Source organism: Uniformispora flossi (assembly GCF_049534875.1).
GTDB lineage: Bacteria > Actinomycetota > Actinomycetes > Streptomycetales > Streptomycetaceae > Yinghuangia > Yinghuangia aomiensis.
Map to the genome: position 1 here is coordinate 192,954 of NZ_JBMULZ010000009.1, position 14,621 is coordinate 207,574.

Sequence of the window (14,621 nt, forward strand, 5' to 3'; positions counted from 1 at the left end):
ACCACCCGCCGGAGTGCGGGGGTTCGGGGGCCTCAATTGTTCGTGCGGTTATGCCGCCATGCCGCCATGCCGTCGGTCAGCGGCGGCCGCGGCCCGGGCCGCCGTCGCCGTCGACCAGGCCGGCCCGGCGCAGCGCGTCGGCGAGCGCGCCGCCGCCGAGCGGGGCGTTGCCGCCCTGCCGGTTGCCGCCGCGGTCGCCGCGGTCGTCCCGGCGTCCGCCCGCGCCCTGCCGACGGTTGTCCCCGCCCTGCTGCCGGTTGCCGCCGCCGCCCTGGCGGCGCTCGCCCTGCTGCGGGCGGCGCGGGCCGGGCGTCGTGCGGCCGCCTTCGCCGCGGTTGTCCCGGCTTTCGCGGCGCTCGGCCTCGTCCTCCAGCCGCAGGGTCAGCGAGATGCGCTTGCGCGGGATGTCCACGTCGAGGACCTTCACGCGCACGATGTCGCCGGGCTTGACGACGTCGCGCGGGTCCTTGACGAAGCTGTCCGACATCGCCGAGACGTGCACGAGGCCGTCCTGGTGCACGCCGACGTCGACGAACGCGCCGAACGCGGCCACGTTCGTGACCACGCCCTCGAGGATCATGCCCGGCGTCAGGTCGGTGAGCTGCTCGACGCCTTCCTTGAACATCGCCGTCTTGAACGCCGGACGCGGGTCGCGGCCCGGCTTCTCCAGCTCGGCGAGGATGTCGGTGACCGTCGGCAGGCCGAACGTGTCGTCCACGAAGTCCTGCGGCCGCAAAGCCCGCAGCACGTTCTCCTTGCCGATGACGCCGCTGATGTCGCCGCCCGCGGCGGCCACGATGCGGCGCGCCACCGGGTAGGCCTCGGGGTGCACGCTCGACGTGTCCAGCGGGTCGTCGCCGCCGGGGATCCGCAGGAAGCCCGCGCACTGCTCGAACGCCTTCGGGCCGAGCCGCGCCACGTCCTTGAGCTGCTTGCGGTTCTTGAACGGGCCGTTCGCGTCGCGGTGCTGCACGATGTTCTCGGCCAGCCCGCCGCCGATGCCGGACACCCGGGTGAGCAGCGGCGCGGACGCCGTGTTGACGTCGACGCCGACGCCGTTCACACAGTCCTCGACCACTGCGTCCAGCGAACGCGACAGCGACACCTCGGACAGGTCGTGCTGGTACTGGCCGACGCCGATCGACTTCGGGTCGATCTTCACCAGCTCGGCCAGCGGGTCCTGGAGCCGGCGCGCGATCGACACCGCGCCGCGCAGCGACACGTCCATGCCGGGGAGTTCCTGCGCGGCGTAGGCGGACGCCGAGTACACCGACGCGCCTGCCTCGGACACCACGACCTTGGTGAGCGCGAGGTCGGCGTGCCGCTTGATCAGGTCGCCCGCGAGCTTGTCGGTCTCGCGCGACGCGGTGCCGTTGCCGATCGCGATCAGCTCGACCTTGTGCGCGGCGGCGAGCTTGGCCAGCGTGTCGATCGACTCGTCCCAGCGGCGCCGCGGCTCGTGCGGGTAGATCGTGTCGGTCGCCACGACCTTGCCGGTCGCGTCGACGACGGCGACCTTGACGCCGGTGCGCAGGCCCGGGTCGAGGCCCATCGTGGAGCGGGCCCCGGCCGGGGCGGCGAGCAGCAGGTCGCGCAGGTTCGCGGCGAACACCCGGACCGCCTCGTCCTCGGCGGCCTGGCGGAGCCGCCCGCGCAGGTCGATGCCGAGGTGCACGAGGAAGCGGGTGCGCCACGCCCAGCGGACGCAGTCGGCGAGCCACCGGTCGGCGGGGCGGCCGCGGTCGGCGATGCCGAAGCGGTGGGCGATGCTGCGCTCGTAGTCGGTGGTCGCGGCCGGGTCGGTGTCGCCGTCCTCGGGCTCCAGCGTCAGCGAGAGCATCTCCTCCTTCTCGCCGCGGAACATCGCCAGGATGCGGTGCGACGGGAGGCGCGTGAACGGCTCGGAGAAGTCGAAGTAGTCGGAGAACTTCGCGCCGGCTTCCTCGCGGCCGTCCCGGACCTTGGCGACCAGGCGACCGCGCGTCCACATGCGTTCGCGCAGCTCGCCGACCAGGTCGGCGTCCTCGGAGAACCGCTCGACGAGGATCGACCGCGCGCCTTCCAGTGCCGCGCCGACGTCCGCGACACCCTTGTCGGCGTCGACGTAGGCCGCGGCGCTCGCCTGCGGGTCCTGCCCCGGGTCGCCGAGCAGCAGGTCGGCGAGCGGCTCGAGGCCGGCTTCGCGCGCGATCTGCGCCTTGGTGCGGCGCTTCGGCTTGTACGGCAGGTAGATGTCTTCCAGGCGCGCCTTCGCGTCGGCCGCCATGATCTGCGCGCGCAGCGCGTCGTCGAGCTTGCCCTGCGCGTCGATCGACTCCAGGATCGCCGCGCGGCGCTCCTCCAGCTCGCGCAGGTAGCGCAGGCGCTCTTCCAGCGTGCGCAGCTGCGTGTCGTCGAGGGTTCCGGTCACCTCCTTGCGGTACCGCGCGATGAAGGGCACCGTCGCCCCGCCGTCGAGCAGGTCGACGGCGGCCTGCACCTGTCCTTCGCGTACGCCGAGTTCGTCGGCGATCCTCTTGTTGACAGAGGGATGTACAGAGGGTGTGGATGTCACCACGGACCTGAACCACCTTCACACTGGGGTACCCGGGCATTCTGCCGATGTTCGGCCCCGAATGTCGCACCGCGGCGCGCGTGTCCGCCCGGTCGGGCGCGGTGGGGACGGCGGCGGGCGGGGAGGTGGCGGCGGACGAGGCCGTGCGGAGGGCGCCGTCCGGGGCATGCGGACCGGCGGACACGGCCTACGCTCTGTACATGATCGCGGACCTGCAGTGCGTGGTGCTGGACTGCCCGGACCCGGCGGTCCTCGCCGCGTTCTACCGGGCGCTCCTCGGCGGGACCGTCGACCGGCCCGACCGGCGCTGGGCGGTCGACGACACGTGGGCGACGCTGCACACCCCCACCGGCCTCGTCCTCGCCTTCCAGCGGTCCGAGGACTACCGGCCGCCCCGGTGGCCGGACCCCGCCCACCCCCAGCAGTTCCACCTGGACTTCGGCGTCGCCGACCTGGACCGCGCCCACGAACAGGTCCTGGCCATCGGTGCGACCGCACTCGACGGCGGCGCCGAACAGCAGGCCTGGCGCGTTTACGCCGACCCTGCCGGCCACCCCTTCTGCCTGGTCCGCCAGTGACGGACTCCCGGTCTCGTCCGGGGGCGCAGCCGGGCACCGGTCGACTGCCCGGCGCTCCGAGCGCGAAAGCCGGACACGTGCCAACCGACCGGGCCTCGATGTCGGCGGGTTGAGGCGGGGTGGTCCGGCTGCCGGGTTGGCCTGCTCTCGGGCCAGGGCCGACGGGTCAGGCGGGCCGGGTGCCGAGTCGCGAGGTCAGCCAATCCGCCGTCTGCGGCAGCCAATCGCCTTGGGCGTTGCCGAGCAGGTGGTCGCCGTGCGGGACGAGCAGCAGTTCGCCGTGCGGGGCGGCGTCGGCGGTTGCGGCCGCGGTGGCGACGCCGGGGGTGACGTCCGTGCCGCCTTCCACGACGAGGAGGGGGACGGGGATGCGCGGCGCGAGCGGGCGTAGGTCGACGGCGGCGGCGAACGCGCGGGCGGCTGCGGTCGAACCGCAGCGCCGGGTGAGCGTGTCGGTGACGAACGGCGGGAGTTCCTCCCACACCAAGTGGTGCGGCCCGCTGACCGCGACGGCGGCCCGCAACCGCGGCTCGTGCGCGGCCGATTCGGCGGCGTAGTAGCCGCCGAGGCTCATGCCGACCAGGGCCGCGCGGCCGACGTCGATGCCCGGCGTGTCCGCGAGGCGGTCGAGCACGGCGCCGACCACGCGGTGGTAGGCGGGTTCGGGCGCGCTCGTGGCGGCGCGGACGCCTTGTCCGGGTCCGTCGAACGCGGCGACTGCCAGCCCGCGGGCCAGCAGCGCGTCCGCGAGGACGTGGAACTCCTCCTTGGAGGAGTCGAGTCCGGGCGCGATGAGGACGACCGGCGGCGTGGTGACCTCGGCCGGACGCCGCAGCCGGCCGACGAACCCGGGGCCCTCGATGCGCTCGGCGCGGTCCGGCTCGGCGAGCGCGAGGGCCCGGCCGTCGGCAGCGTCGGCCTCGGCTTCGAGCGCGGCGAGGAGGTCGGTGTCCGGGTGCGGCAGCACGGTGGCGATGTGGAACCAGCGTGCGGCTATGCGGAACTCCGCGGCAGCGGTGACCCGGAGGCCGTCGGCCTCGGCACGCACCGCCGCGGCGAGGTGAGCGCGGGCTGCCTCGGCGAGCACGTGCGGCCAGCCGTGGAGATCCGGCACTCCCGCGGTGACTCGGTCGTAGGCGAAGGGGTCGAGACCCGCACCGACGGCACGGGAGCGGTTCAGGCTGATGAAGTCGGGGGTGATTCCCGGGGTGTCGATGAAGCAGGACATGGCGGATGCAGGCTCCGTGCGTCGGGTAGGTCGGGTAGGTCGGGTGGGTCGGGCGGGTCGGGTGGGTCTGGCCGGGGCGGCCGCCGAGGAAAGCGGATCGGGCGCGGCTGGGTCGGCGGGCGCTTTCCCTGGCCGGGCGGATAAGGGCCCTGAGGCTCGGTCGGGCGGGGGCTGTTCGGCGGACGCACGGGGTGGATCGCGCGGAGATTCGGCCGGGCAGGGGCTGCCGGGAGGAGTGGCTCGGGCACCCGGGCGGATCGTCGGCTGCACCGGGCGAGCCCCCACGCGCCAGTCCGCCCGGTGCCCCCGTCACCCGCCGACTCCTTCAGCCACCAAGCCCGGGGAACAACACCCGCGCCGTGTGCTGCGTGTCCGCGTACTCGCGGACCGACGTGATCCGCCCGTCCCGTACGCCGAACACGCCCAGGCAGCGGTTGTGGTACTCCGTGCCGTCGACGGTGACCGCGTCGGACGTCCACTCGGCGACGACCTGGTCGCCGTCGGCGAGGACGTTCACCAGGGCGATCACCATCGACCCCGGGACGAACCGCGCACCGGCGCCGCCGAGGAAGTCGTCGACGATGGCGTCGCGCCCGGTCCACACCTTCGACCACGGCGTTTCGCCCGGGTACTCCCACGTGGCGTCGGCGGCGAAGCTGTCGCGGATCACCGCGAGATCGCCGGTACGGACGGCTTCGACATAGCGGATGACAACGTCCTTGGGGGACATGGCAGGTCCTTTCCTGGAGCTTGGAACAAGGGGTGCGGTCAGCCGACGGTGAGGACGGCCTTGCCGCGGATGCGGCGGTCGCGGAGGTCGGTCAGGGTCTCGGCGGTGTGCGTCCAGTCGGCGACGCGGCCGATCTCGGGGTGCAGGCGCCCTTCCGCGACGAGCCGCACCAGAGTGGCGAGATCGGGGCCGACCGGGCCGTCGTGGTCGGCGTAGGCGACGTGCTTGACGGTCGCGGACACCGGGCCCGCGAAGAAGTCGAAGAAGTCGACGGTCGGAGGCGTCCGGCTCGCCTGCCCGAACCACAGCAGCGTTCCGCGGCGCGCGAGCTTGCCCAGCGCGACCGGCAGGGCGGTGCCGCCGGTCGACTCCATCACCACGTCGAACGGGCCTGCCGCCTCGGCGACGTCGTGCACGACCGCGGCGGCACCCAACTCCGCCAGCCGCGTCCCGCGTTCCGCGTCGGCGGTCACCACGGTGACCTCCGCTCCGGCGCCCGCGGCCAGTTCGGTGACGTAGTGCCCGACACCCCCGGACGCGCCGGTGATGAGCAGCCGTCGTCCGATCAGCGGCCCGGCGGCCCGCAGCAAGGTGAGCGCGGTGAGGCCGGCCAAGGGGAGCGCGGCGGCCTGCGTCACGCACACCCCGTCGGGGATCTCCGCGAGCGCGTCGGCGGGCACCACCGCGTACTCGGCCCAACCGCCCGACGGCGGGTGGCCGACGACGCGCCGCCCGACGGGCGGCCCGGAACCGTCCCGGGCGGCCTGCACCACCAGGCCCGCGATGTCCTTGCCGGGCACCAGGCCCGGCGCCGGGTTCTCCAGCTGGAACGTCTCGCCGCGGTTGACCGAGTAGGCGCCGACCTTGACCAGCACCTCGTCCGGGCCGGGCACGGGCTGGGCACGGGTGCCGAACTCGACGGGAATGTCGCGACTTCCGGTGGGGATCTGGGCGCGCATCGGGGCTCCTCGGTGCCGTTGTTTCGGTGACGTGCCAAGCTCACCGCGGGGCGCCCAGGCCGGTCCAACAACCGACGGCTAGGGTCGACAACCGAGGGTTGTCGGCACTGGTGGAGGTGGGTGTGCATCCAGGTCCGGATCTCGATCTGGCACGCGTGCGGGCGTTCGCGGTCACCGCGGAACTGCTGCACTTCGGGCGGGCGGCGGAGGTGCTCGGCATCACCCAGCAGGCGTTGTCCAAGCGGATCGCCCGGCTGGAGGGCGAACTGGGCGTGGTGCTGTTCGACCGGGGCGCATCCGCCGTGTCCTTGACCGCGACCGGAGAGTCGCTGGCCGGGCCGGCGGCGCGGCTGCTCACCGCGGCAGGCGAATTCGTCGCCGCCGCGCGGGACACCGAGACCCGCCCGCTGCGCCTCGACGTGTGGGGACACCTCTACGCCCCGATGCGCACCGTCGCCCACATCGTCGACGCGCCGGCGGGCGTGGCGGTGGAGCCCGGCTCCGGCCGCGACCTGCCGGGTGTGGCCGACGCGTTGCTGCGCGGGGACACCGACCTCGGCTTCGGCCGGGTACACCCGATCCCGGGCCGCCGCTTCACCGGGCTCGCGCACCGGCTGGCCCGGCTTGAACCCGTCGATGTACTGCTCGCGGTCGGGCACCCGCTGGCCGCCGCCGACGTCCTGCGCCCGAGCGACCTCGCGGACAGCGTCATGTGGTGCCCGGCATCCCTGGAACGCCTGGACTTCCTGCGCAAGTTCGCCGACCGCTTCGGCATCGCCCGGACCGCGTCCGGCGCCAACTTGGGCCTGGCCCACAGCATCGAGCACGTGCGCGACCATCCGGACTGCTTCACGCTGCTCCCGGCCGACGTCCCGCTGCCCGACGTGCCGGGCGTCCGGGCGGTGCCGCTCGCCGGTCCGACGCCGTTGTACGCGTGGTCGCTGCTGTGGCGGGAGGCCGATCCGCATCCGCAACTGGACGACGTGCTGGCCGCGTTCGCCGAGCACGGGGCGCGCCGCCGCTGGCTGGAGTACGACCCGGACCACGACTGGCTGCCGGACATCGAAGCGCTGGACGGTGTCGGATAAAGGTCTTGCGCCGGTGACACGTGCCGGGTTCGGCGGCTTCCCGTGGCGGCGGTGACGTCCCGGTGAACGCGGGACGACGGGTCGGGGAAAGCTGCGCGTTGTGGCTGTTCGGGGACTGGATCTTCCGGAAAGCGCGGGTAGCGTTCCGAATGTCCCGACGGATCGGCGCCTTCCGGATAGCGGAATTCGCGGAAACCGCAACGGGATTCGGGGACGACGGGGGTACGAACGCGGGGGTGGCGGCGCGCCATGGGTGGAGACGGGCCAGGCTTGCGGCCGCATCGGCTCGCTGAGCCGGAGACAACCGGGGTGCTCGCCGAAGGGGCGCCGGCCAAGGGTGCGCCGACCAAGGGTGCGCTCGCCAAGACGGAGAAACCGAAGAAGCCGGCGGTGCCCGCCCGGCCCGGAAAGACCGCCGAGGCCGCCAAGCCCGATGACGGAAGCCCGTCGCGCATACGCCGCGCGGCTGCCGTCCTCACCCGTCGCGGCGACCGGGCGATCGGCTATGTCGCCCTCGGCCTCGTCGCCGTGCTGATCGCCGCCTCCGTCATCGTTGGCCTTGGCGCCGCCGACGCGCTGCCCAAGCTCGGCAACCTCGGTGCCTGGCTCCCCAGTTCCGGCAACGGCAGCGCGTCGCACGTCAACGGGCCGACCGGCCGCACCGACGGACGGGTCCCGTTGCCCGGTACGCAGGGCCATCCGATCCAGGTCGCCGAAGACGGCACCAGCATCCTCGTCGTCGACCAGACCACCGGGGTCGTGTCGCGGATCGACCCCGCGCAGCTGTCCGTGCCGTACCGCTACGACTACGGCACCCCCGGGCTGCGCCTGGTGAGCGGCGGCGGCAGCAGCTGGCTCGTCGACGAAGCCCAGGGCGGCGTACGGCAGATCAACCCCCTCGACCTGCAACCGCTGTCCGCCGCCCTCGACCTGGGCGACAAGCCCGTCGGCCGGGCGCAGGCCGACTCGCGCGGGACGCTGTGGGTGCCGCTGCCCGGCAAGGGGCAGATCGTGCCGGTCCGCGGCGCGGTGCCGGGCGTGGCGGTGGCGGTGGCCGCGCCGGGCAGTCCGCTGCGGTTGACGTTGGCGGGCGACCGGCCGGTCGTCACGGACCCGTGGGCTGGCACTGTCACCGTGGTGACGCCGGGCGGTCCGACCCGGCAGGTCACGCTCCCGACGGTCTTCGGCCAGGGCGACGGGACACGCGTGCTGACGCCGGAGACCACGCCGGGCGCGGTCGTCCCGGTGCTCGCGGGGGACACCGGCACGCTGGTGCTGGTCGATCTGGACAAGGGGTCGGTGACGGCGGTGTCGCTGGGCATCGGCGCGGCGGCCGGGTCGTACGCACCGCCGCAAGTGCTCGGCGGGCGCGTCTACATCCCGGACCGCGGGCACGGCAACGTCATCGTGTACGACACCGCCAAGGCGCAGTTCGATCCGCAGATCGCGGTCACCGGCAAGCCCGGCCCGCTGGACTCGTTCGTGCGCGACGGCATGCTGTGGGTCAACGACCAGAACAGCTCGGCCGCCGCGGTCATCGACGCGGCGGGAGTCGCACATCCGGTCGGCAAGTACGCGGCGGACTCGCCCGCGGGTGCGGGCGTCGCCGCGAGCGACCTGCCGGGCCGGAACACCGTGGACTGGAAGGTGCCGCCGGGGGAGGAACGGGCGGCCGGCGGCATCGGGGTCGGCGGCGGGAACGGCGGCAACGGCGGCAACGGCAGGAACGGCTACGTCAACGGCCCCGTCGGGCCCGGCCCCGCGCCGCAGTCGTCCGTCCCGCCGTCCGGGGGCAACGAGCCCGGCAACCAGCGGCCGGAACCGCCGGTGACCGTCGGACCGGACGGGAGCGGCTCGGTGCCGGTCCTGCCGGTTCCGGTGGTGCCCGGGCCGGTGGGCGGCGGCAACGGCACTGGCACTGGCACTGGCAACGGTCGTCCGGACAGGACTGCTTACCCCGGTCCGACCCGCACCGCGCTGCCGCCCGGCGGCGGTCCGGTCGTCCCGACGCCGACCGCGCCCGCGACCACCGAGGTCCCGGCGACCACCGCGCCCGCCACCACGGCGCCTGCGACCACCCCCGAGCCTCCGACCACCACCGAACCGCCGACGACCCCGCCGACGACTCTGCCCACCACGTCGCCGCCGACCACCGAGCCGCCCACGCTCCCGCAGACGCCGCCAGGCGCACCGGAGGCGACCTCCGGACCGGGGCGCATCGTCCTCGCCTTCCCGCCCGCGTCCGGTGCGACGCCGACCGGGTACACGCTGACCAACCTCGTTTCCGGACAGACGGTTTCACCGTCCACGATCGCGCCCGGCGAGCGCTTGCAGTTCACCGTGTCGGGCGGCTCGTGCGACAAGGAGTACGCGTACAAGGTCGTCGCGCACTACGACGGCGGCGCCTCGGCGACCTCCACCGCATCGACGCCCGTCCGCCCGTGCACCGCGCCCGGATCCGTCGGCACCGTCACCGCGACGCCGTCCGCGACGGGCGACGGCGGCACGCTCGGCTGGACGGCCGCGGCCGCGCACGGCGCGAGCAAGGTCTGGTACACGGTCAAGGTCGGCGGCGGCCCCGACCAGCAGACCGGCGCCACGACGTTCGCCGTCGCCGGGCTGGCCAACGGGAAGAAGTACCCCATCACCGTCACCGCGGCCAACGCGGCCGGGTCCGGGCCGGCGAGCAACGCGTCCCTTGACCTGACCGCGCCGCCGAAGAGCCCGGGCACCGGACAAAGCGGGAGTCCCGCACCATCGTCCGGCTCGGTGGCCGCCGCGCCGGGCCGGTTGCCGCCCGTGCGCCCGGCAGCTCTAGGCCTCTGAACCGTCCCCACCCCCCGCACAGGAGTCCCCACCGTGACGACGGCTTCCCTCGAAACCCCCGGCACGCAGTCCGCTCCCGGTGCGGCGCTCAAGCTCTTCACCGCGTGCTTCACGGCGCTCGCCGACAACATCGAACGCGTGCTCAAGGGCAAGCACGAGGTCGTGGAGCTGGCGCTGATCTGCCTGTTCGCGGAAGGCCACATCCTGGTCGTGGACGTGCCCGGCACCGGCAAGACCACGCTGGCGCGCGCCTTGGCCGCCTCGCTCGACGGGACGTGCCACCGCGTGCAGTTCACGCCCGACCTGCTTCCGTCGGACATCACCGGGGTGTCGGTGTTCCGGCAGGACTCGGGCCGGTTCGAGTTCCTGCCCGGTCCGGTGTTCGCGAACGTCGTGATAGGCGACGAGATCAACCGGGCGTCGCCCAAGACGCAGTCGGCGCTGCTCGAAGTCATGGAGGAAGGGCAGGTGTCGGTCGACGCGGTGACGCACGAAGTCCCCCGGCCGTTCCTGGTGTTCGCGACGCAGAATCCGGTCGAGATGGCCGGCACCTATCCGTTGCCGGAAGCCCAGCTCGACCGGTTCATGATGCGGGTGACCGTCGGCTACCCCGATCACGCGTCCGAGGTGGAGGTCGCGGGCGGCACGGCGGTCGGGCCCGCGATCGCGGCGCTGCCGACCATCGCCACTGCGCAGCACGTCGCCGAGTTCGCACAGGTGGTGCGCGAGCGGGTGCGGGTGCCGCCGCCCGTCGTCGACTACGCGGTCCGCGTGGCCGCGGCGACGCGTGAACTGCCCGGCGTCCGGCTCGGTGCCGGTCCGCGGGGGAGCGTGGCGCTGGTCCGGGCCGCCCGCGTGCGCGCCGGGGCGCGGGGTCGGGCGTACGCGCTCCCCGAGGACGTCAAAGCGCTCGCCGGGCCCGTTCTCGCGCACCGGCTGGTGCTCGCCCCGGAGTCGGAGCTGGCCGGGGTGACCGCGGCCGATCTGATCGCCGAGGTGCTCGCGCGGGTGGCGGTGCCGCAGCCGACGGCGGGCGGGAACGGATCATCGGCCAGTGGCGCGTGATCGGGCGGGGCTCCGCAAGCGGCGCGATCCGGTTCCGGCGCGTCGGCTTGGTGCCGACGGCTGGTGGCTGCCGACTCCCGTCGGGACCCGCGTACTTGCCGTGTCCGTGCTGCTGCTCGCACTGTCGTGGCCGCTGGGGTACCCGGAAGCGGCGGTGCTCGGGGGCGGCGGACTGCTCGCCGTGCTCGGTGCGGTCGCGTGGGTCCTGCCGCCGCTCCGCGTCGACGCCGCCCGCACGGTGACCCCGGCGCGGGTCACGCGCGGTGACCGGGCGGAGGCCGTCGTCACGGTGACGGTGCGCGGACGCCGCGGTGCCCGCCGGGTCGATCTCGAGGATGCGTGCGACGGGCGCCCGGTCGCGGTGTCCGTCGCCGACGTCGCCCCGCATGCCGCGGCGGTGACCCGCTATCCGCTGCCCACCGGACGCCGCGGGAGGCTTGCCGTCGGGCCCTTGCACGCTGTGCGCGCGGACCCGGCGGGTCTGGCCCGGCGCGCACGCCGGTGCGCGGACGACACTGCCGTCCTCGTACGCCCCCGCGTGCACCCCCTGCCGCTGCTCGCGTCCGGCCGGGCCCACCACATCGAGGGCCCCGACTCGGCGTCGGCCGACGGGGGCAGCCAGACGTTCCACACCCTGCGCGCCTACGTCATGGGCGACGACCTGCGCCGGATCCACTGGCGCTCCACCGCACGCACCGGCGAACTGATGGTGCGGCAGATGGTGGACGTGAGCATGCCGCGGACGACAGTCGTCCTCGACACGCGCGGCGCCGCCTACCCGGGGCTGCCCGAGCGCGCCGCCGACGCCTTCGAACTCGCCGTCGAGGCGGCGGCGTCGGTGTGCTGCGCGGCGCTGCTGCACCGTTTCCCGCTGCGGCTGCTGACGGAGGGCGGGATCGCGTTGGCCGACTCGGCGCGGGGGTCGGCGGGGGAGGAACTCCTGGACGTCTTGGCCGTGGTCGCGGTGTCGGAGGGCACGTCGGCGGCCGACGCCTTCGACGAACTCGACCGGTCGCGCGCCGACGGCACGTTGGTCGTGGTGACGGGCACCGGCGATACCGCGGGGTTCGGTGGGCTGGCCAAGGTGTCGGGACGGTTCGAGCGGGTGCTGGTGGTCCGGGTCGGCGGTGCGGCGGCTGCCGCCGACGAGGCGCCGGCGTCGGCGCTGCCGGCCGGGACGCCGTATGTGTACGCGGCGAGTGCCGAGGTGCTGGTCACGGTGTGGCAGCGGGAGGCGGCGCGGTGAACGGGCTTCGCCCGCGGGGGCTGGGGCCGTCCGCGTCCGCTGTCCCGGAGGCTTCCGGACGGCCGGAAGGCGTCGATCCGCGGCGTCGGCTCACCGCCCTGCCGACGGCTTTTCTGCCGGCGGCAGCGGCGGGCGCGGGCTTCCACCGGGTCTACGAACTGCGTTCCTTGCTGCCCCTGGTGGTGATCGCTGCCGCGGCCCCGGTGGTGCTCTCGGGTCTGCTGTCCGTGCGGCGCGACGGCACGCGAGCACCGTTGTGGCGTGCGGCCCTTGCCGGGCCCGTTGCGTGGCTGCTGTGCGCGTGGGGTCTGCTCTACCGGCGGGAGAGCCTCACCCCCGGCCTGGTGCGGCGGATGGGGATCGACCTCCTCGACGCGCCGCACCGCGTGCTGACCATGATCACTCCGTTGCCCGCCGAGGGAGCGCTGCTGATCCTGCCGTTCACCGCCGTGTGGCTCGCCGCCTCGGCGGGGGCCGAACTGGCGTTGCGGACCGGGACGGTCTTGTTCCCGGCGCTGCCCGGCGTAGTGGTGTTCGGGGTGGCGGTGGTGCTCGGCGCCGGTGGGCCGGGGACGAATGTGCCCGCGGCGGCGGGGTTTCTGGTGGCCGTCGGGCTGCTGGTGGTGCTGCGCGCGCCGCGCGTGCACACCTCCCGGCCGCGTGCTCGCCGGGCGGTGGTGGCCGCGGTGCCCTTGATCGCCGCGCAGGCGCTGGTGGCGGCCGTCGTGGCGCCGGTGGCGACCGGGGTGGACGGGCGTACTCCGGTGAGCCTGCGGGCGGATGCGGCCGCGCGGGAACCGGCGTACGTCAACGGCGGCAATCCGCTCGACCTGGTCGCCTCGTGGCTGCTCGACCCGGCGCGGCCGCTGTTCAAGGTCCGTGCCGCCGAACTCGCCGATCAGGACTGGCGCCTGGCGGTCCTCACCGACTTCGACGGCAGCACGTGGTCACCACCTGGGCTGCTGCGGCCGACCGGCGGGCGGGTGCCGGGCGGCGCGGCGGGCACGCCCGAGGCGGGTGTGCGGCGCGTGCCCCTCGACCAGCGCATCACCGTGCAGCAGCTCGGCGGGGTGTGGCTGCCGTCCGCCGACCGGCCGGTGCGGGTGACCGGGCCGGTGGCGGATCGGTTGGCGGTCGACCCGGATACCGGAGCGCTCGCGGACACGGCGCCGATCCGGGACGGGGACAGCTACCAGGTCGCGTCCCGGGTGCCGGTCTTCGACGCGCGGCTCGTGCAGTACGCGCCGACCGCGGTGGACCCGGCGATGACCCGGCTGCCCGATTCGCCGACCCGCGACCTGCTGCGCGAGCTGGGGCAGCAGGCGACGCAGGGCAGCACGTTCCCGTACCAGCAGGCGCTGCGGTTGGCGGCGTGGCTGCGCGAGGGGCACGTGTTCGACGTGCAGGCGGCGCCCGGGCACACGTACCGGAGCCTGGAGTTCTTCCTGACCGAGGCGAAGCGCGGGACGTCGGAGCAGTTCGCCGCGGCCTTCGCCGTCATGGCGCGGTCGCTGGGGCTGCCCACCCGCCTCGTCGTCGGCTTCCACCACGGCACCGCCACGCCCGACGGGTGGCAGGTCACCGGCGCGGACGCGGTGGTGTGGCCGGAGGTCGAGTTCGCGGGTGTCGGCTGGGTGCCGTTCCAGCCGACGCCCGGGCAGCGGGTGACGGCGGCGCCGGCCGGACCGGCGGCCGTACCGTCCGGACCGGAGGGGGCGGCGGCACCGGGCGCGGGGGCGCAGCGGTTGCTCGACGATGCGCAGATCATCGATGCGCCGCATCAGGGGAGTGGGGTGCCGGGGCCCGCTGCCGGGGGTGGGGGCGGGGGCGGCCTGCGTTGGTGGTGGGTGTTGGTGGTTGTCGGGGTTGCGGGTCTCGTTGCCTGGGCGGTTTGGGCGGGGTGGCGGGCGCTGCGGCCGTGGCGGATGCGGCGTGCGGAACGGCGCGGGAGTCCGGCGGCGCAGGTCGTGGCGGCGTGGCGGCGCATCGGGGCGAGCCTGCACGGGGCGGGGATGGCGGCGCCGGGGACGTTGACCGTGGCGGAGGTGGCGGAGTTCTGGGACGGATTCGTGGGGGAGTCCGGTGATCGGTCGGTCGCGGCCTTGGCCGACCTGGTGAATGCCGTGGGCTATGCGGGGCTGGAACCGGACGAGGCCGCGGCGGCGGAGGCGTGGCGTACCGCGGTGCGGGTGGCGGAGGCGGTGGCCGTGGGGGAGCGGATGCGGGTGCGCGTGCCGGTGTGAGGGCTTTGCCTCGGCCGTTGCCGTTGCATATGCATGACCGTGTTTTCCGGGGCACCAGATGCCCCCCAGGGGTAGTCCGGAGCCGCGGTTGCCGGGCCTAGGCT

Annotated in this window: 10 protein-coding genes; 6 read left to right on the forward strand and 4 right to left on the reverse strand. The window is 74.5% G+C overall.

The genetic code is table 11. The features are described from left to right. Positions 1-76 precede the first annotated feature (76 nt). Positions 77-2,557: a Tex family protein gene (locus ACPA54_RS21315; protein ID WP_423532086.1), complete on the reverse strand. Its 2,481-nt coding sequence runs from the start codon at positions 2,555-2,557 to the stop codon at positions 77-79. A gap of 197 nt (positions 2,558-2,754) precedes the next feature. On the opposite strand from ACPA54_RS21315, the gene ACPA54_RS21320 reads away from it, so the two are divergent. Beyond that, positions 2,755-3,132 carry a VOC family protein gene (locus ACPA54_RS21320; protein WP_423532088.1) on the forward strand — a complete coding sequence of 126 codons (378 nt, stop codon included), beginning with the start codon at positions 2,755-2,757 and terminating at the stop codon, positions 3,130-3,132. Between the two features lie 166 nt (positions 3,133-3,298). On the opposite strand, the gene ACPA54_RS21325 is transcribed toward ACPA54_RS21320, so the two are convergent. The 3 genes from ACPA54_RS21325 to ACPA54_RS21335 form a co-directional block, all read right to left on the reverse strand. Then, a complete protein-coding gene (locus ACPA54_RS21325) occupies positions 3,299-4,360 on the reverse strand; it encodes an alpha/beta hydrolase family protein (RefSeq protein ID WP_423532090.1) in 1,062 nt (353 codons plus the stop codon). A 325-nt stretch (positions 4,361-4,685) separates the two neighbouring features. Next, positions 4,686-5,090, reverse strand: coding sequence for a nuclear transport factor 2 family protein (locus ACPA54_RS21330; RefSeq protein ID WP_423532092.1), 405 nt, complete (start codon positions 5,088-5,090; stop codon positions 4,686-4,688). 38 nt (positions 5,091-5,128) lie between these two features. Beyond that, positions 5,129-6,049 carry a zinc-binding dehydrogenase gene (locus ACPA54_RS21335; RefSeq protein WP_423532094.1) on the reverse strand — a complete coding sequence of 307 codons (921 nt, stop codon included), beginning with the start codon at positions 6,047-6,049 and terminating at the stop codon, positions 5,129-5,131. A 122-nt stretch (positions 6,050-6,171) separates the two neighbouring features. Here ACPA54_RS21335 and ACPA54_RS21340 point away from each other — a divergent pair, with 122 nt between their 5' ends. From ACPA54_RS21340 to ACPA54_RS21360, 5 genes are all read left to right on the forward strand, one after another. Continuing rightward, a complete protein-coding gene (locus ACPA54_RS21340; protein ID WP_423532096.1) occupies positions 6,172-7,137 on the forward strand; it encodes a LysR family transcriptional regulator in 966 nt (321 codons plus the stop codon). A 309-nt stretch (positions 7,138-7,446) separates the two neighbouring features. Further along, on the forward strand, positions 7,447-9,963 hold the full coding sequence (locus ACPA54_RS21345; protein WP_423532098.1) for a hypothetical protein: 2,517 nt from the start codon (positions 7,447-7,449) through the stop codon (positions 9,961-9,963). 33 nt (positions 9,964-9,996) lie between these two features. Then, positions 9,997-11,028 (forward strand): AAA family ATPase, encoded by a 1,032-nt coding sequence (locus ACPA54_RS21350; protein ID WP_423532100.1) that lies wholly within the window; start codon positions 9,997-9,999, stop codon positions 11,026-11,028. Then, the gene (locus tag ACPA54_RS21355; RefSeq protein ID WP_423532102.1) at positions 11,018-12,274 is read left to right on the forward strand and encodes a DUF58 domain-containing protein; all 1,257 of its coding nucleotides are present in this window, start codon (positions 11,018-11,020) and stop codon (positions 12,272-12,274) included. Before ACPA54_RS21350 ends, ACPA54_RS21355 begins: the two co-directional genes overlap by 11 nt. Then, complete coding sequence (locus ACPA54_RS21360) at positions 12,271-14,517, forward strand: transglutaminase TgpA family protein (protein WP_423532104.1); 2,247 nt, start codon at positions 12,271-12,273, stop codon at positions 14,515-14,517. The genes ACPA54_RS21355 and ACPA54_RS21360 overlap by 4 nt, the downstream gene beginning before the upstream one ends. The last annotated feature ends 104 nt before the right edge of the window (positions 14,518-14,621 follow it).